This is a genomic window from Croceicoccus naphthovorans (assembly GCF_001028705.1).
GTDB lineage: Bacteria > Pseudomonadota > Alphaproteobacteria > Sphingomonadales > Sphingomonadaceae > Croceicoccus > Croceicoccus naphthovorans.
The window spans coordinates 2,984,582-3,003,636 of the sequence record NZ_CP011770.1 but is presented as its reverse complement, the minus strand read 5'-3'; the positions used below and the strand labels follow the sequence as shown (position 1 = coordinate 3,003,636).

Genomic DNA, 19,055 nt, shown 5'->3' with positions numbered 1-19,055 from the left:
GTGCCTTTGTTCTGCCGTTCAACCTCAGCTGGTCGACGAACCATCGTAGCGCATCGGTGGAACCCCTTCGGAGTTCGACGTCCCAAGCAAACGCGAGCGAGCTGAGCAGCTGCAGCGCAAATGGTTCCCGCCTGCATCGCGCGGCACGGCGCTTTGATCGCGTGGGGCGTAGAGATATTCACGCGTCAGCGGGACCGCGTCCCGCTTGTGCGCAAGCTGGAGCTGGAAAACCATAAGATTGCCATTGCGAAACATCATTTCGCAGGCGGCGAGATAATACTCCCACATCCGGCAGAAGCGCTCGTCGAAGAGTTCGAGCGCCTTTTCGCGGCGCGATTGAAAGCGCTCGTACCAATGCGCCAGCGTTTCCGCATAGTGCAGCCTCAGGATCTCGATATCGGTAACCCACAGGCCCATGCGCTCGACGACGGACAGGGTCTCTGACAGCGACGGGATGTAGCCGCCGGGAAAGATGTACTTGTCGACCCAGGGATCCTTTCCGCCCGGGGGAGCCATTCTCCCGATCGAGTGGACGACGGCGACCCCGTCCGGAGCAAGATGCTCTTCGATGGCTCTGAAAAAGGACCCGTAGCTGGCGGGACCGACATGTTCGAACATGCCTACCGAGACAATACGATCGAATTCACCCTGAAGGTCGCGGTAGTCGCAGAAATCGAACCGCGCCTCTTCTGCAAACCCAGCCTCCTCGGCGCGCTGGCGCGCCAGCGTCAGTTGCTCTTGCGAAAGGCTGATGCCTAACACTTCGGCCGCGCCCTGCTTTGCCAATTCGATCGCGAGGCCGCCCCAGCCACAGCCAATGTCAAGGACGCTCATGCCTTCACCTACCATCAGCTTTTGACCAATATGGGAGCGCTTTGCGGCTTGAGCGTCCTCTAGCGAGGAACAACCTTCGCAAAAATAGGCACACGAGTATTGCCAGTCTTCGTCGAGGAAGAGTGCATAGAACTCGTTCGAAAGGTCGTAATGACGCGCGACGTTTCTGGCCGCTTTACGGCGCCGGTTGCCTGTGAGACGGGTGGCTATGCGCGCGAGCGGTGCGCGGAGGCGTTCGATCGGCAATTCATCAAGTCCGTCGAGCCCGGAAGTAACAATTGCAAGGAGATCGCGAATGGATCCGCCCTCCACAGTGAGGGACCCATCCATATAGGCCTCGCCGAGCGCAAGCGAGGGGCGCGAGAGAAGCTTGAACGGCAGCGCAGCGCTATGAAGCTTGATCGCAACCGAGGGCCCTGGTGCACCCGAATCGATGACCAGTCGCGTCGCGTGAGCACCGATGACTGTAAGTCGACCAGCCTTCACGACGGCGCGCAAGGCCGGCTTCAATGCACGCAAACCAAGTTCGTGACGCGCTGATTTTCCTCGTTGTCTCTGGGTCATACCGCCTCTCAGGTCTTGAATGATTGTGTTCCCAAAGACGAGCGGTCGGTGATCAACTTACACTTCCAAGTCCGGCGTGGGTGGTTTCGGGCACCATAAGAAAGCCTCTCTGTAAGAACGCGGCCGCCTCTGCGTCTACTTCTTGAAGCGCCGCCAAACGAGGCGCGGCGCTGCGATGGAGGAATAACTATGCGAAAGGGGACAAGTGGTCCGGATCGGCCATTTTTTGGAACGCGCGCGGGAATAACGGTGATCGTGTTTCTTCTCGCCGCCGGGTTTCTGCTGCTGTTCGAGCATCAGGCCCATATCCCCGGCGACTATTATCTGCTCGGATTGATCCTGGCGTTTTGCGTGGGCATCCACCTCTTCATGCACGGTGGGCATGGCGGACACGGCGGGCATGGCCAGGCCGATACACCACCTTCCGGGCACCATGGCGCACATGACCAGACAACCGATAGCGCGTCCAAGAAAACTGCCTCCCGCTATGCGGCTAATGACCGGCCGGGCAACGAAAGAGGAGTGCGCTGACGATGCACGATTCCGCATACGGACTTTGGATATTGGTCGCCTTCAACTCGGCGATCTTCATTCTTTTTGCGTTCAGCTTTTTCAAGCCGAAATCGGGCCGCGATTGGCGCTCCTTTGGGGCGTTCAGCGCCTTTCTCGTGGCGCTTTTCACCGAGATGTACGGCTTCCCGCTTACCATCTACTTCCTGTCCGGATGGCTGCAGAGCAATTATCCGTCGGTTGACTGGTTCGCGCACGATTCCGGTCATTTGCTCGAAATGCTGTTTGGCTGGCGCGGCAATCCGCATTTCGGTCCGTTCCACCTCCTCAGTTTTGGATTGATCGGAGGTGGTTTCATCCTTTTGTCGGCCGCGTGGCGCGTGCTCTATCAGGCACAGAAGGGGGGGGCACTTGCAACCGAAGGACCTTATGCTCGCATCCGCCACCCGCAATATGTCGGTTTCGTCCTCATCATGCTGGGCTTTCTGGTTCAGTGGCCGACCATACTTACGCTGGCCATGTTCCCGATCCTCCTCCTCATGTACTGGCGGCTGTCGCTGCGGGAGGAGCGAGAGGCACTCGCCGAGTTCGGCGAACGCTATCGTCAGTACGCAGCACGCGTTCCCCGGTTTTTCCCGAAGTTTCGCACGCTCGTCTCCGCCAAGCCAGGGAGGTGACAATAACTTGCTCCATTCCTGCCGGGGCGCGGTTCGCGACTGACCTGACCTAATGAGCGCAGCCGTTACAGTGGTCGGCGCAGGTCCGGCGGGTCTCGCCGCGGCGATCGTGCTCGCCAAAGGCGGAAGGGATGTCGAGCTTCACGAATGGCACCGCCACGTCGGGGCGCGGTTTCACGGCGATTTCCAGGGCCTTGAAAACTGGAGCTGCGACGAGGATACGCTGTGCGAACTCCAAAGCTGGGGGATCGATATCAACTTCCTGGCCCATCCAGTCCGGACAGGCACGGGTTTCGATGCGCGCGGACGGCGGCACGAGATTTCAGCGCGCCGCCCACTCTATTATCTCGTTGAGCGCGGCGGATCGGTGCAAAGCCTCGAGTATGGGCTCCTCAAGCAGGCAGAGGCGCTTGGTGTGCGGGTCCATTTCGGGAGTCGCGTTCGCGAAACCGAGGGAGAAACGATCCTCGCCGGGGGACCGCGCAAAGCCGATATTATCGCCTCGGGATATGTATTCGAAACCGAGTGTGAAGATGGAGCTTACATTGCCTTCGACGACCGTTTGGCACCGCGAGGCTATGCCTATCTCCTCGTCCATCAAGGCCGCGGGACTATCGCAGCGTGTCTTTTTAGCGGCTTCAAACGGCAACAGGAATTTGTCGAGCGAACCTGTGATTTCTTCCGGGAGAAAGTCGGGCTCGTGATGCGTAACGAACAAGCCTTCGGCGGTTATGGAAATCTGCGACTCCCAAGAAGCGCAGTCCAGGGGCGCCATCCGGTTGCGGGCGAGCATGCTGGTTTCCAAGATGCCCTTGCGGGGTTTGGTTTACGCTATTCAATCACTTCGGGCGCGCTCGCTGCACAAAGCATCCTCGAAAATCGAAGCTATGAGCAATTGTGGCGCCGTTTGCTTTTACCGAGAATGAAAGCGGGCATCGTCAATCGTTTTGTCTTCAACAGCATCGGAACGACAGGACGCCATTGGGTGACAGCGAAACTGATGCAAGCCAGTACGGGAGAGAGGCTGCACAAGCTGTATGCGGCATCATCTCTCCACGCTATGCTCTTCCCCGCTGCAGAACGTCGCCTGCGCAGGGGCTTACATGACCCAAGTTGCGACCATCAGGACTGCAATTGCGTGTGGTGCGAACATGGAACGGCGTTCTGACGATGCAGGTGACCGATCCAGTATGCCAGCGTAGCATTCCGCTAGAGACCGTCGAGGCCCACCGCGAATTTTTGGGATGGTCTTATTTCTTCTGCTCGGCTCAGTGCGTGCGGCGCTTCGATCAGCGCCCCGAGAAATACATTGATCGGCAGCAAGGCGGGCCGCCGGCGCACATTGCGCAGCCCTGACAGGGCAGAGCCTCTTCGCTTGGAGGCGAATGCGCATCGACCCTTGCGCGCAGTCTGGTGAGCAAGATGCCCCGCCGGGCCAGAGCCTCCACCGATCGATAATCCCGGTTCGATCTTGGAACGCGAGACCGCACGCGAACCAATGGTGCGGGTGTAATTGATCAGTGCCGCTCGCGTCCAAGTATATGTCGGCCTTCCCCGATCGGCCGGCTTTCGAGAAGAAGTCTCGCTGCCCTGCATGAGGCTGGTGAGACCATGCCGGTGCTTCCTGCGTCTGATGGCCGATGTGCCATAAAATCCATTCGCGGGGGCACCAGGCATGATTGCCTGGGCGAAACGATGATGCCGGAGCGTACTGCCATGTCGACGAATACCCGATCACGTGCCAGCACGGTGCTGAGGTCGCCGGTTGGAGACGAACGCACCCGCTTTTCTAGCCAAGCGCCGCAAATTCTTGCTTGTCTGGACGAAGACATGAACCGCCTCGAAGTGACACGGCACGCGCGCGCAATCGCGAAAGCTCTCGACCTGCAGCTTGGCTTTGCCCAGATCGTTGAAACGGCCCCGCATGGGGTTCTTCCTGCCGACCCGATCGAGTGGAACCTGCGCTTCACCGAATGCCGCGACGGCATAGGCGAGCTTATTGGGGAGGCAAGCGAGACGGTCTCGGATGTGCTGCCCGTTGTTCTCCCGGGGACCGCCCATGAACGGCTGATAGACTGGGCGGAGGGTCATCGCGGGTCGGTCCTCGTCCTCGCGCGGCATAGCGGGCGAGGTCCACATTCAGGCCTGGGCACCACCGCCGACCGGCTGCTGAAAAGCGGCGCAGCATCCATGCTTCTACTTCCTTCGGGACGCGAAAGGAAATGTTCGGCCGAGTACCGCAGACTTCTGGTGCCGCTTGATGGATCGCCCAATTCCGAGAGCGTGCTGCCGGTTGTCACAAGGCTTGCCCAGTCGCTAGAAGCGCAAGTGATCCTGGCGCACATTGTTTCTCCAACCGCCGAGTTGCCCTCACTCGAAACACAGGCCGGTTCCAATAGGAGCAATACCTCCGCGCGCGCCCGCAACTATCTCGAAACATGGAAGTTGAGGCTCCTGCGGCAAGGCATCGACGCTACCGTGTATTTCGGAACCGACAGCGAAACGTGCGAGCGGCTCAATCTGATCGCATCCCGCCTCGAAATCGACCTTGTTGTGGTCGCTTCCCATGGCCAGACCAACCTTGCCAGCGCGCCCTACGGAAGTGTCGCCGGCGCTCTGGCGAAAAGTGCGCCCTGCCCGACATTCATCGTCCAACCGGACCTTCGGATTCCATTGGCCAAACCGGGCCGCTCTGGCTTCATGTTCGAGGCCCTCGCTGCGGAAACTGAATTCGCCAGCTGATGTCGGACATTAATAGCGATTTCTCGGCGCTCGATCATGCTGCAATCCAGTTTGCCGAGGAGGACCGGATATCCCCGCAAGCAGCGCAAGAGATTCCCGCTCGCACGGGAACCGATGCCATCCTCGAGTGGCTGCGTGCGGCTTGCCTGGCATGCGCCAAGGCTGGGGCCGAAGCCAGCAAGGCGGCGGAATGGTTGCTCGACAATGACTATGTGGTCCAGCGCGCGCTGAGGCAGATCAAACAGGATCTGCCGACCGGCTTCTATAGCAAACTGCCAGCCCTCGAGGGTGAAGAAACCATTGGCTTCCCGCGTGCCTTCGTGCTCGCGCACCGTTTTCTCGAACTGAGCCGAATGCAGGTTTCGGCATCGGCCCTGAGCCGGTTCCTGATCGCTTATCAGCGCACGGCGCCGCTCCGCATCGGAGAACTCTGGGCGTTCCCGGCCATGCTTCGCATCGCTTGCGTCGAGATCCTCGTGGAAACCCTGTCGACCCTGCTGTGCGATCAGCTCGACGTGCCCGTCGCGACCACCTCATGGGCAGGCGAGGCGCATGCACTGGAAGCAAATGAACGGGTCGCACGCGCGATCGCCAATCTCAGTACCCTTGATGCCATCTCGTGGGAGGATTTGTTCGACGACGTAAGTCCGGTAGAACAGATCTTGCGAAACGACCCATCCGGATATTACGGGCAGATGGATTTCGATAGCCGCGATCGCTATCGCCGCGCGGTTGAAGAACTGGCGGAATATGGCGATTTATCCGAGACCGATGTCGCACTCGAGGCGATCCAAGCAAGCCGCGCTGCTTTGCCTGACGACCGATCTCATCACGTCGGATTCTGGCTCGCCGGTGAAGGACGCCGGGCATTCCGGCAACAGACGGGAGCGGTATTCCCGGCTCGGGTTCGGCTTCTGGACTATGCCTTGCGCCATCCTGGCCCGGTCTACTTCGTTTCGCTCATCGGGCTCCTTGTCTGGGCCCTATTGCTGCCAGCGATATATCTCGACGCCGCTGACGCAGGCGCGACGGGATGGTTCGCCGGCTTGTCCTTGTCGCTCATTCCCGCCTCGGTTGTCGCGATCACTTTCTTGCATTGGTCGATCACGCGTCTCTTGCCACCGCGAGTTCTTTTCAAACTCGACTTTGGTGACGGGCTGCCGGAGGACTGCGCTACGCTGATTGCGGTCCCGGTCGTGATCGCCCGCGAGGACGAAGTGCCTTTCCTGATCGAAAAGCTGGAGAACCACTGGCTTTCGAACGGCGAGCCGATGGTGGACGTAGTGCTCCTGGCCGATCTCGCCGACGCGGCGAGCGAAAGCACTGCCGGGGACAAGCAAATCGAGCAGGCACTAGAAAGGGAGATTCTCGCGCTCAACACTCGCTATCGCAGCGAGGGAAGCGAGCCGTTTCACCTGCTGATGCGCCCTCGACAATATTGTGAAGCACAAGGGTGCTGGCTCGCATGGGAGCGCAAGCGCGGAAAGCTTGAGCAGCTCAATCACATGCTCATCGAAGGCGATGGTGGAGCATTCCATCGACATGTCGGCTCGCGCGAAATACCCCGCAATATTCGCTTCGTCGTCACTCTCGATGCGGACACCACCTTGCCTACAGGCACTGTGCGAAAGCTCGTCGGCACGCTTGCCCATCCACTAAACCAGGCCAAGTTCGATCCGGACACTGGAACGTTGCTTGGAGGCTATACGATCATCCAGCCTCGGGTGGAGATTTCGCCCCAGAGTGGATCGCGAACGCTGTTCGCACGGCTCTTTGCCGGCGATACGTCAATCGACATCTACAGCCGGGCTGTCTCGAACGTCTATCAGGACCTGTTTGGCGCGGGAATTTTTGTCGGTAAGGGCATTTACGACCTTCATGCTTTCCACCGCAGCGTTGCCGGGCGCGTGCCCGAAAATTCCATTCTCAGCCATGACCTCTTCGAAGGTGTCCATGGCCGGGTTGGTCTGGCCAGCGATATCGTCCTGTTCGAAGGCTTTCCCGGAAACTACCTCGAATATGCGCGGCGCGCGCATCGCTGGATCCGCGGGGACTGGCAGCTCCTGCCATGGCTGGCAGGCAAGGTGAGGCGATCAGATGGCACAAGATCCCCAAATCCGATCGCCGCCATCGACCGATGGAAAATTATTGACAATCTGAGGCGGAGTCTGGTTGCCCCGGCAACGATCTTGCTGGCGATCTCGGGTTGGCTCATCCTGCCGGGACAAGCCTGGTTCTGGAGCCTGCTGGCCTTCTTCATGCCAGCGGGCCAGGTATTCACCGATCTGGTGACCGGATTGGCGACAGGACGGCGGCGTGGGACATCGCGTAGCCTGGGGCCGCAATTGCGCGATCAGGCCGGCCGCTGGTTTCTGGCCGTCGTCTATCTGCTCGATGACGCCATATTGTCGGTGCGTGCGATCGCGGTCACGCTCTGGAGGCTTTTTGCAAGCCGGCGCAACCTCCTCGAATGGACAAGCGCCGCGCACTCCGCCACCGACCTCCGCTCGAACCGAGCGCGAGGTGTCATATGGCGCAAGATGTGGTTGGGACCGACTATTTCGGTCGCTCTCGCGGCGCTTCTTGCCGCCATCAAACCTGACGCTTTGGCCGCATCCCTTCCGCTGCTCATTCTTTGGATCGCCGCGCCGGAAATCACTTGGGCGATGGCCCGCGAACGCCGCGAAGATGCGGAACCGCTTGCCGAGGATGACCGGCGCTTCCTGCGGGGCCTGGCGAGGCGGACCTGGCTCTTCTTCGAGACCTTCGCTGGTCCGGAAGACAATTGGCTCCCCCCGGACAACTACCAGGGCGCTCCGCATGCAGAAATCGCGCAGCGCACGTCACCGACGAATATCGGCATGTTGATGCTATCGACAGCCGCAGCCTGGGACCTCGGTTACATCGGCCGTTCGGAACTCGCGGCGCGGACGGCGAACCTTTTCGCCACGCTCGATCGCCTGGAACGATATCGAGGACATTTCTACAATTGGTACGACACAAGAACGCTCGCGTCGCTGGAACCTCGATATGTCTCGACGGTGGACAGCGGCAATCTCGCGGCGGCCCTGCTCGCCTACGCTGCTTCCTTGCGTGAGGCGCGGCGTGCGGAAGGTATGGAGGAGCAACGCTGGCGCGGCCTGATCGATGTGATCGATCTGATCGAACAAGTCGCGCAAAACTCTGAGGATGCAGCGCTTCCTCGTTGGATCACCCAGCTAAGGTCGCGCCTGGAGGGTGTCGAGGAAGACCGTGCCCACTGGATGGCCGGCCTGCAGGATATCTGCGAGGTATTGATCCCGGAGATGGAGGCAGCGCTTGGTCTGGGCGAGCAGTCCGAAAAGGCAGCGCCGAACCATCTGGTCGACATCGAGGTGCTCGTCGATCGGTTGCAGTACCAGATACGTTCGATGTGCCGGGACCTGGGGAACGGCGGTATCCCGGCTGACCAACTGTCCAGCCTCGCAGACCAAGCAATCGAGATGGCCTATTCAATGGAGTTTGCGCCTCTCTATGACGAGCACCGGCGCCTCCTGCGCATTGGCATCAATGTCAGTCTGGGACGTCCCGATACACATTATTATGACCTCCTCGCTTCCGAGGCACGGCTAGCGAGCTTTTTCGCCATCGCAAAAGGCGATGTTCCGCCAGAACACTGGTTCCATCTGGGCCGCCCGTTACGGCGCGTCGAGGGTGGAGCGATGCTGATCTCCTGGAACGGCTCGATGTTCGAATATCTTATGCCGCGCCTGCTGCTCAAGCCGGACACCGGCACGCTGCTGGGCGAGAGCGAGCGGATGGTGGTCGACGTCCAGGAGCGCTACGGGCGAGCCCAGAGCGTTCCCTGGGGTATCTCGGAATCGGCATATTCCGCTCGCGATCCTGAACACCGTTACAGGTATCAAGGGTTCGGCGTTCCCGAACTTGGCTTGAAACGGGGCCTCTCGCGGGACATGGTTGTCGCGCCTTACGCAACTGCGCTTGCACTGGCAGTTGCACCAAAGAAGGCAGTAGCGAACCTCAGGCTGCTGACACGATCGGGCGGCAGCGGTCGATATGGCCTGGTCGAAGCGCTCGACTTCACGCCTGAGCGGTCCCCGGGCAGCGGTCCCCGGACCGTTAATGCTTATATGGCACACCACCAAGGCATGCTCCTGTCGGCGATCGTCAATGCGCTGTTCTCAGACCGGTTCGCTAGCCGTTTCGCCGAAGATCCACGAATGCGGCCCACGATGTTGTTGTTGAGCGAACGGGTGCCACGCGAGATTCCACCAGAAATTGACAGGCTTGCCGACCCTACGATTTCCATGGTTCGGGGAACGCCCGTCACTCTGCCTGCGTCATGGCAACCCAGGCGCGAAGCATCCGTGCCGCAAATGCTCCTGCTTGGAAACGGGCCTTTATCGACGTGGCTCTCTGATAGCGGTAGCGGCGGACTGCGCTGGCATCACCGGGCGCTGACACGCTTCGTGGCCGACGCCACTCACGACGCGGACGGTTACTGGATCTACATCGCCGATGAAGACACCGGACGGCTATGGTCGGCGACGCTCGAACCAACCGGGTCCGAAGCGGAAGAGTACGAGGTCACATGCCATGCGCACCAGGCAGTAATTCGCCGGCGCGATCAAGGCGTTGTATCGCGTCTCGAGATTGGCGTTCTTGCCGGAAGCGACATCGAGGTGCGGCGCTTGCGGCTCATCAACGAGAGTTCCCGTCACCGCAAGCTTCGCGTGACGACCTATGCCGAGATCGTGCTCGGCGAGCCGCTCGAGGACGAGCGGCACCCGGCATTCAGCAAACTGTTTATCAAGAGCGAGCATGTCCCATCGCTTGGTGGTCTGCTGTTCGAGCGCCGCGCGCGCGCGCCACAGGACACGCCGCCGGTGCTCCTTCATTTTGCGGTCGATGGCGGGGGACCGGTTCGCAATGCCCGCTTCGAAACCGACCGGCGCGCCTTCATCAGGCGTCATGAAAGCCTGCGCTCCCCAACAGGAGCGACCGAAGCCGTGCAGAACACCCAAGGGTGGACCCTGGACCCGGTCATGGCTCTTCAACACCTCATCGACCTGGAGCCGTTCGAGATTAGGGAAATCTGTTTCCTGACAGTCGCAGCCGCGTCGCGCGAAACCGCCGTCGAGCTGGCCGAGCGTCATTCGTCTCTCGATTCGATCGAATGGGCGCTCCACGATACGGCAACCGAAAATGCACGCTCCCTGGTTCACATGAACATCGAAGCCGAACACCTGCCCGTCGTGCAGCAGCTCGCTTCGGCTCTCATCTATCCGCAGAACGCCCCATCGAGCGCGCGGACGATCAAGAACGAGAACAGTCTCGGACAAGCGGATTTGTGGGGGATGGGCGTGTCCGGCGATTACCCCATCCTTCTGCTGCGGTCTGCCGGTGAGACCACGACCCTGCTGCCCGTCCTCCTCGCCGCCCATCGATTGTGGCGGCGGCACGGACTAGAGGTGGATCTGGTGATCCTCCAGCTTGCCGGCTCAGCTTACATCGAACCGGTGCTCGACCAGCTCAGGGAGGCGCTGCAACGCGCGAAGATGGCGGAGCTGCTTGGACGCAAGGGCGGCGTGCATATCGTTTTCGCGGATCAGATCGGTGCGGATCGGGTGCGCCTTCTGGAGAGCACGGCGCGTGTCACCCTCGACGACGCACGGGGTAGTTTGCAGGAACAGCTGGAAGAAGCGCACGATGTGCCAAACCGCTTGCCGCTGTTTTCTGCAACAAGGGCTGCGCAGCATCCCTCGATGACATCGCTCGAACGTTCAGCGAACCTTCTCTACGACAATGGTCTGGGTGGGTTCACGGCGGATGGCCGCGAATATGTCATCTTCGTCGAACCCGGGCAGGCGACGCCTGCTCCGTGGTGCAACATTCTCGCCAACCGTGACTTCGGCGCGCTCGTAAGCGAAGCTGGCGGGGGGTATACTTGGGCAATAAACAGCGGCGAGAACCGTCTCACAACATGGTCGAACGACCCGGTCACGGACCGTCCCTCCGAAACACTCTACCTGCGTGATGAGGAAACTGGCGAGGTATGGACCATAACGCCTGCTCCTGTTGGCGATGCCGCTGCCTGCGAAGTCAGGCATGGCGCGGGTTACACTACATGGTCAAAACGGTTCGCCGGCTTGGCCCATCAGCTCACAATGTTCGTACCGCTTGATGCATCGGTGAAGATCGTTCGGCTGCGGATCCGCAACTGCGAAGACCGGCACCGGCGCGTAACCGCAACCTATTATGCCGAGTGGCTGCTCGGCTCTCTTCCCAGTATCGCACGCCCGCACATAGTCTGCGACTTTGACACCGAGACGCAGACCATCACGGCAACGAACCGCTGGAACAGCGATTTTGCCGGACAGGTGGCGTTTCTCACGGCAAACCGCCCACCGCACGGCTTCACGACCGACCGCGGCGAATTCATCGGCAGGGGTGGGGACCCGGCGGATCCCGCGGCGCTTCGGCGATGGGGTCTAACCAACAGCGTATGCGCGGGCGGCGATACATGCGGAGCCTATCAGATACACCTCGATCTTGGCCCGGGCGAGGAAGAAGAAATCCTGTTCGTGCTCGGCCAAGGGCTAGGCCACCATGCGGCCATGGAACTCGCCCAGCGCTGGCGTGAGCCAGACGAGGCAGAGACGGCAATGATAGCGCTGGAGAATTTCTGGGATGAGACACTCGGCGCCCTTCAAGTCTCAACCCCGGACCCTGCTTTCGACGTCATGGTCAACCGCTGGCTGCTCTACCAGACGCTGTCGTCCCGTGTTCTCGCGCGCACGGGATTCTATCAGTCGAGCGGGGCCTTCGGCTTTCGCGATCAATTGCAGGACGTTCTTGCGCTTCTCCACACCGCGCCGGCGCTCGCTCGCGCGCACATCCTCGAAAGCGCGCAGCATCAATTCGTAGAGGGCGATGTTCTGCACTGGTGGCACCCCCCTGCTGATCGCGGCGTGCGAACGCGTTTTTCCGACGATTTACTCTGGTTGCCTTATGTTGTCGGCATCTATGTCACGACGACCGGTGACCTTGATATCCTCGACGAGGAAGTCGCGTTCCTCGATGCCGATGAACTCGCCCCCGACGAAGCCAATCGATATGCGCAATTCGATGCGACCGAGTGGCGCGGCTCGCTGTTCGAGCACTGCGAGCGCGCACTGCACCGCGCTCTGGCAGTCGGGGCCCATGGACTGCCGCTGATCGGCGCCGGGGACTGGAATGATGGAATGGACCGCCTCGGCGCGAAGGGCCATGGCGAAAGCGTCTGGTTGGCATGGTTTATCACGGTCACAGCGCAAGGCTTCGCCGACATCTGCCGCCGGACCGGTCGGATGCACGAGGCGAAAGAATGGGAAGAACGGGCATCCGAGATAAGACGGCGCGCGGAAGAAAGCGCGTGGGATGGCTCATGGTACTTGCGCGCGTTCGATGATGACGGGCGGCCCATCGGCTCGGCAGAAAGCGACGAATGCAGGATCGATTCGATCGCGCAGTCATGGGCGGCCTTTGCCTCGGCTGATCAAGAGCGCGTGAGCGAGGCTCTCCAGTCCGCATGGGATATGCTTGTTTCGCAGGAAGACCAGTTGGCCAGGCTGCTCTGGCCCGCGTTTGACGAAGGCTTGATCGATCCCGGTTACATAAAGGCCTATCCCCCGGGAATTCGCGAAAATGGGGGTCAGTATTCGCATGCGGCCGCGTGGCTGGGCATGGCCTTTGCGCGGGTGAAGGACCCCGAGAAGGCCTTTGCCCTGTTCAACATGATCAACCCCGTCCGTCGCTCTGACGATCACGCCAAGGCCGAGCATTATCGCCTGGAGCCCTACGCCGTCGCCGGAGACATATCTGCGGGCAAGCAACATACGGGCAGAGGGGGCTGGAGCTGGTATACCGGGGCCGCAGGCTGGGCATGGCAGCTCGCCACGAGAAGCATCTTGGGGTTGCAACAGACCGATGGCCGGCTTGTCGTCAACCCCTGTATCCCGCCCACCTGGGGCGGCTTCAGCGCGACACTGCGGGTTGGTGGCGGGTTGGTGTCAGTGAAAGTCGAAGATCCGCAAGGGCTTGGCTGCGCCGACGTCGAACTCACCGTTGATGGCAAAACTCATGCCGGGAATGGGATTGTACTCCCGAAGAATGGCGAAACAGTCGAGCTTCGGGTCCGCATTGTTGGACGCAATGTACAACACCCCTCCCCTGCCTGAGAATTCCGCCCGGAGCTATTCAAACGCTCCTCCCAGCGCGTGAAAATCCTGGCGGGGTGTTTGGCAAAGATGCGCGACGCGAAGTCTGCCGTGCAAAGCAAAGTTGATCCTATAATAGCGGGCTAAAGAGCCGTGCTGCATTTTCCGCAGCGCGGGCAAGCGCAGGTCTGGCATTCCATTCGGCGCGAACCAAGCGCTCACTCCCCGCAATGTTGCGCGCCTCCTCTTCGCGCAGGCGCGCGGTTGTGTCCTGATCATAGATGAGAAGGCCGGCTTCTCCGTTCAACTCCAGCGAGCGCAAATCGATGTTCATCGAACCGACAAGGACGAGGTCATCGTCAACGCTGACATGCTTGGCATGCAGGAATCCGCGATGATAGAGGTGTATGTCGATGCCCGCTTCCAGCATTCGTTCGAAGAAAGAGCGCTGCGCCAGATCGACCAGACGATGGTCGCCCTTCTTCGGCAGAATCAAGCAGACCTCGACACCGCGGGCGGCGGCCCCTTCGAGCGCGAGCAGGAGCGCTTCGTCCGGCACGAAGTAGGGCGTCGTAATGACAAGCCGGTGTTCGACCGTATGCACCAGCGCATCGAGCAGCAGCCGGATGACAGAGCGCCGATATTCGGGTCCGCCAGCCACCAATTGTGCGTGCGCCGCCCCTGCGGACCGTTCATGCGGAAAGAGCGCCCCGTCACTCAACAGATCGCCGGATTCCAAAAACCAGTCATTGGCAAAGAGCGCCTGCATCTGGAGCACGACGGGTCCGTTGACCCTCACCACGAATTCCTTGCTGCGCTGACCTCCCGGTAGCTCGGCGCTGATGACGTTCTGCGAGCCGATATATCCGAGCCGTCCGTCGATCACAGCGAGCTTGCGATGATTGCGCAGATCGGGCCGCAGGGCCTCCATGTTCGTTAGCGATACGGGCAGCGCGCGGCGCACCGTTATCCCGCAGCTCCTGAGTTTTCGAATGATCCGGCGGGACCACCAATAGGAACCGAGCGCATCGATCAGAACGCGGCATTCAACCCCGCGGCTTGCGGCAGCCACGAGCGCCGCGATGATCTGGTTGCCCACAGCATCGTCGGAGAAGATGTAGGTCGTGAGATGAACATGGTGCCGGGCAGTACCAATGTCGGCCACGAGACGGTCGATCACTTCCTGATAATCCGCTAGCGCTTCGATGTTGTTTCCACCCACCGCAGGGAACAAATTGACCCGCTCGATGAGCTGCGCTGCCCGAACAAGATGCGCGGGAAGCTGCGGCGGTGAGCAGTGCTGCGACATCAGGATCTGGCGGCGCGCAATCTTGAGCTGCCTTCGCGCTTCAGCAAAACGCGCACGCCTGCGCGCCGTTGCCAGCGGACGGAACGCCCAGAGAACAACGAGAATGGCTGGAATGGGGAAGACGAGAACCAGCGCGAGCCAGCCCTGTGCGCCAACCGCTGGTCGGCTGAAAATGATCACCGCGAAGATAGCAAACCGCGCGAGCCAATCCAGCGTGAGGAATAGCAAGAGCGTATCAGACACCGGTCTTGCTCCCGCTTGTCGGAAAGCAATGGCGGCACGCCGTAGGAGGGGGGAGGATCACGGCGTGCCGCACTGCCGAGGCGCGGGGTTGGAGGCATCGCCGCGGCAACGAGCTTGGCGGGTTCGGGCTTTTACGCAGCCAAATGGTCCCGACAATTCGACCCTTAGAGCTCGCATGCATGTACATAGACGCGGGAGCGCGCCTGCTATTACAGCGCAGACCTCGTTTCGGTCTCACTGAATAGGCATGACATAGTCTCTGCCCGCCCACACGAGCGCGTCGGCTCCTCAAGTTTGCAAAGCAATAGGGGTGTCGGCCAAAGCATCGCGAAATGCGCCGCGGGCACGATGGAGTCTTACGGCGAGATTGTTGGGCGAAATGTGGAGGCGCGAAGAGATGACTGAAGGCTCGTCCCGCCCCAGGTCCATTTGCCGGATGATTTGCGTATAGGCTGGCCGAAGCGTCGCCAATACCTCCTCGACCACCTCGCTTTCATCGACCGACAAACTCTCTCCCGAGATTTCTTCCAAGGGTGGGCCGCCGGGTTCAAGCGGGGTCGTTTTGGCGTTGAGCCGCGCCGAGGCCCGGTAATGGTCGAGCAACGTCGTTTCGAAGAGACGCCGCAGCCATCCGTGGACGGCCTTTTCATCGCGCAACTGATTCGCGCGCTCAAGCGCTTTGACGCAGAAGGACTGAAGGACATCATCCGCCGCGAGGCGGTCGCGCAGACGCTTGAGAGCAAGCCGGCGGAAGATGACATAATCGCCAACAAGAACCCGCTCAATAATCTCTCTGTTCGTCTCTCGCCGGTTCTCAGGTTCGGAACGCTCCTGCTCTTCGGCAACAATATCCTCTGATTGTGCGGCGTAAGATAATGGCATGAGTTCTTCCCCACCGAAGTTCCACCTACTTGGAATACGCAGGGAGAGGCCCCGCCCCTCAGATTTCTTTGGTGTTTCGGCGGATGATGAGAGGTTCCGGCCGGGAAACAACGCGCTGATGCGCTTCGTCCTGTAAGCCGAGCTGCCGTGCCCCGTCTCTTGTTTCAGCCCGTTTAGAAATCCTCTGCACCGAGACGAGAAAACCCGATGAGCCGCCTGATCACCACTATGCGAAGTCTCGCCTTTGCAGTGTCGGCGGCGGTGTGGACTCTCCTTTTTGCGCCCTTGATCCCGCTATTGGTTCTTCTGGGTCGTCCGCCGCGGATCATTCGGCAGCTCACCCGGATTTGGGCGCGCGGCCTTCTCTGTCTCCTCGCTGCGCTGGCCGGAATCCGCTATACGGAAAGGGGACGCGTTAACCTGCCCGAGGGTCCCGTCCTCATCATCGCCAACCATCAATCGGCCTGGGAAACGTTTGCCGCACTCGTTCTCTTCCCTGACGTGGCGATTGTCACCAAGCGTGAGCTTCTGGCGCTGCCTGTGATAGGATGGTTCCTGAAGAACTCCCCCATGATCCCGGTCGATCGCGCTCAGTCGGCGCGGGCGCTGCGTGAAATGCTTGCGGCCTGCCGCGCGGAAGTAGCGGCGGGTCGCTCGGTGCTCATTTTCCCCGAAGGCACACGCAAGCAGCCGGGAAGCCCGATCGAATTCAAGCGCGGAGTGGAACTGCTCTATCGAAATCTGGCGATACCCCCAGTAATCGTTGCCCACGATGCCGGCCGGCTCTGGCGGCAGGGCATGCGGCTGCATCCTGGATCGATTACCGTTTCGATACTCCCGCCGATCCCACCTGCTACCGATCATGGAGTTCTTGTCGCGCAGGCACAGCGGTCCCTCGCGGTCGAAGTCGCCAATCTGAACAAGGCCTAGACTGACCGCCGAAAGGGCCCGGATCCCTATGAGGATGAGGAGGCCTGCGCTCCCATGAACATGATCTTGCATCTCATTGCGAGAGGCAACACCCATTTGTTCTGAACTTCGCCGTCGGCGACGTTCTCGTAATCACCAAGCGCGCCCCGCGTCTGTTTATCCGAATGAGGTGCCGCCCGGGCAGGCCAGCGCGCACCAGGAGCCGGTCTGGACGGACAATCAAAACCGGGAGTCTTGCAATAAGGAGCAGTGTGTGTGGCGAAACCGCCAACGAACAAGAGGATATTGGAGCAGCAGTTTTCTCGCCGGGCGACAATCTTGTGCGCGGTGCAGCTCGGTCTCGGCGGTGTGTTGGCAGGCCGGCTCGCCTGGCTTGCGATCGCCGAAAACCAAAAATGGCAACTGCTCTCCGAGAGCAATCGGCTTCAGCTGAGCCTGATCCCGCCGAGGCGCGGATTGCTGCTTGATCGCACGGGCGTCCCCCTCGCCAGCAACAAATCGGTCTTCATGATCGATCTCCTGCCCGATCGCCTCGAGGACGCCGATAAGGTCGTGAAGCAGCTTGCCGAGCTGCTCGATCTTAGTGCCGATGAGACGGACCGCCTCAAGACCGACCTCGAACAAGCATTGGATCACCAGCCCGTGCGGGTTGCGAGCGATGTCGAGTGGGACCAATATGCCGCTGTAAATGTACGCCTTCCCGACCTCCCCGGCGTATCCCCGATGAGAGGGTTTTCGCGGCACTATCCAGCAGGAGCCGCGACAGCTCACTTGCTCGGCTATGTCGGAGCCCCAAGCCGCGAGGAGTATGAAAAAACCGGCGATCCCTTGCTAATGGTTCCGGGCATGCAAGTCGGCAAGGATATGCTCGAGAAGACGCTCGACGAGCATTTGACGGGCAAGCCCGGCGCGCGCCGGGCCGAAGTGACAGCCACGGGCAAGGTCGTACGCGAGCTAGAGGTCCGATCCGACACTATAGGTAAAAGCGTACAATTGACCATTGATGGTGGGCTTCAAACCTATGCGTCGCGGCGACTGGGCACCCAGTCCGGCTCGGTCGTGGTGCTCGACGCGGTCACCGGCGGCGTTCTCGCTATGGCTTCGATGCCAGCCTACGATCCCAACAGTTTTTCGGATGGGATCAGCCAGTTCGAATGGGACATGCTGTCGCAAGACGAACGCGTTCCACTCAGAAACAAGACCCTCCAGGGACTTTATCCGCCCGGATCGACCATCAAGCCGATCACGGCCCTGGCTTTGCTGAATGAGAACATCGACCCAGACGAAACCGTCCTTTGTACCGGCCGGATCAACATTGCCGGCGGCACGTTCCATTGCTGGCGCCGTAGTGGCCACGGTGTAGTCGACATGAACCGGGCGATTGCAGAAAGCTGTGACATATATTTCTATGTCATGGGCATTCGGGTGGGCATTCAGCCAATTGCCGACATGGCCAGACGTTTTGGGCTTGGCGAGCGGTTTTTAGGCTTGCCGGTTCCCTATCAGTATTACGGCACTGTCCCCGATCCTGCCTGGAAACGGCGACGATACAACGAGCCTTGGGAAGCCTATGACACTGTCAATGCGACAATCGGGCAAGGCTATCTGCTCGCCAACCCGCTGCAGCTTGCGGTCATGACGGCGCGGCTTGCCGCCGGTGAGAAAACCCATCCCAAGCTACTTGCCGCAAAGGAGGCGCCTGCCGCACCACTCGAAATTGACCCCCGAATGCTTGCGATCGTCCGCCAGGGAATGGAGGATGTTGTCAATGGCCAGGGCACCGCAACCCGCGCCCGCCTTCCCCTTCCGAACATCAAGTTGGCGGGCAAGACGGGCACCGCGCAGGTTCGCCGCATCACGATGGCCGAACGTCGCCGCGGCGTCCGCTCCAATGCCTCTCTCCCCTGGAAGCTGCGCGATCATGGATTGTTCGTTGGTTATGCGCCGGTTCACCGGCCCCGCTATACGGTGGCGGTGGTAATCGAACATGGCGGAGGGTCTGGAGCGGCCTATCCCATCGCAAGCGATACGCTGCTCTATCTGTTTGACGAACGGCAAGCCATGAAGCGCCTGGCATCACTGGAGAATGGCTGGGGTGGCGGAATCGAGGAGCGAATGGCGCGCGAAGCGGCAGAATTCGCCGCCCGCACACCGAGCGACTGACCC

The 19,055-nt window shown here is 60.5% G+C and carries 11 protein-coding genes; 8 read left to right on the top strand and 3 right to left on the bottom strand.

Annotated features, from left to right (window positions below; genetic code table 11):
• Positions 1 to 24: 24 nt before the first annotated feature.
• Positions 25 to 1,398: an SAM-dependent methyltransferase gene (locus AB433_RS14910; protein ID WP_082134960.1), complete on the bottom strand. Its 1,374-nt coding sequence runs from the start codon at positions 1,396 to 1,398 to the stop codon at positions 25 to 27.
• A gap of 249 nt (positions 1,399 to 1,647) precedes the next feature.
• Between AB433_RS14910 and AB433_RS20100 the strand changes: the two genes are divergently transcribed.
• The 6 genes from AB433_RS20100 (at position 1,648) to AB433_RS14875 (ending at position 13,546) form a co-directional block, all read left to right on the top strand.
• Positions 1,648 to 1,929: a DUF2933 domain-containing protein gene (locus AB433_RS20100; protein WP_224199591.1), complete on the top strand. Its 282-nt coding sequence runs from the start codon at positions 1,648 to 1,650 to the stop codon at positions 1,927 to 1,929.
• A 2-nt stretch (positions 1,930 to 1,931) separates the two neighbouring features.
• Positions 1,932 to 2,585, top strand: a complete 654-nt coding sequence (locus tag AB433_RS14900; protein WP_046904092.1) for a methyltransferase family protein — start codon at positions 1,932 to 1,934, stop codon at positions 2,583 to 2,585.
• Between the two features lie 52 nt (positions 2,586 to 2,637).
• Positions 2,638 to 3,753, top strand: a complete 1,116-nt coding sequence (locus AB433_RS20095) for an NAD(P)/FAD-dependent oxidoreductase (protein WP_082134958.1) — start codon at positions 2,638 to 2,640, stop codon at positions 3,751 to 3,753.
• A 2-nt stretch (positions 3,754 to 3,755) separates the two neighbouring features.
• The gene (locus AB433_RS14885) at positions 3,756 to 3,941 is read left to right on the top strand and encodes a YHS domain-containing protein (RefSeq protein WP_046904089.1); all 186 of its coding nucleotides are present in this window, start codon (positions 3,756 to 3,758) and stop codon (positions 3,939 to 3,941) included.
• A gap of 360 nt (positions 3,942 to 4,301) precedes the next feature.
• Positions 4,302 to 5,327, top strand: a complete 1,026-nt coding sequence (locus tag AB433_RS14880; RefSeq protein WP_047822105.1) for a universal stress protein — start codon at positions 4,302 to 4,304, stop codon at positions 5,325 to 5,327.
• Positions 5,327 to 13,546 (top strand): GH36-type glycosyl hydrolase domain-containing protein, encoded by an 8,220-nt coding sequence (locus AB433_RS14875; protein ID WP_047822103.1) that lies wholly within the window; start codon positions 5,327 to 5,329, stop codon positions 13,544 to 13,546. The genes AB433_RS14880 and AB433_RS14875 overlap by 1 nt, the downstream gene beginning before the upstream one ends.
• A 109-nt stretch (positions 13,547 to 13,655) precedes the next feature.
• On the opposite strand, the gene cls is transcribed toward AB433_RS14875, so the two are convergent.
• Positions 13,656 to 15,077 (bottom strand): cardiolipin synthase, encoded by a 1,422-nt coding sequence (gene cls, locus AB433_RS14870; RefSeq protein WP_047822101.1) that lies wholly within the window; start codon positions 15,075 to 15,077, stop codon positions 13,656 to 13,658.
• Between the two features lie 288 nt (positions 15,078 to 15,365).
• Entirely contained in the window at positions 15,366 to 15,959 is a 594-nt protein-coding gene (locus tag AB433_RS20090) for an RNA polymerase sigma factor (protein ID WP_082134956.1), read from the bottom strand.
• Positions 15,960 to 16,166: 207 nt separating this feature from the next.
• Between AB433_RS20090 and AB433_RS14855 the strand changes: the two genes are divergently transcribed.
• Together AB433_RS14855 and mrdA are read left to right on the top strand one after the other, a co-directional pair.
• On the top strand, positions 16,167 to 16,889 hold the full coding sequence (locus AB433_RS14855; RefSeq protein WP_047822097.1) for a lysophospholipid acyltransferase family protein: 723 nt from the start codon (positions 16,167 to 16,169) through the stop codon (positions 16,887 to 16,889).
• Between the two features lie 255 nt (positions 16,890 to 17,144).
• Positions 17,145 to 19,052, top strand: coding sequence for a penicillin-binding protein 2 (mrdA, locus tag AB433_RS14850; protein ID WP_245626680.1), 1,908 nt, complete (start codon positions 17,145 to 17,147; stop codon positions 19,050 to 19,052).
• The last annotated feature ends 3 nt before the right edge of the window (positions 19,053 to 19,055 follow it).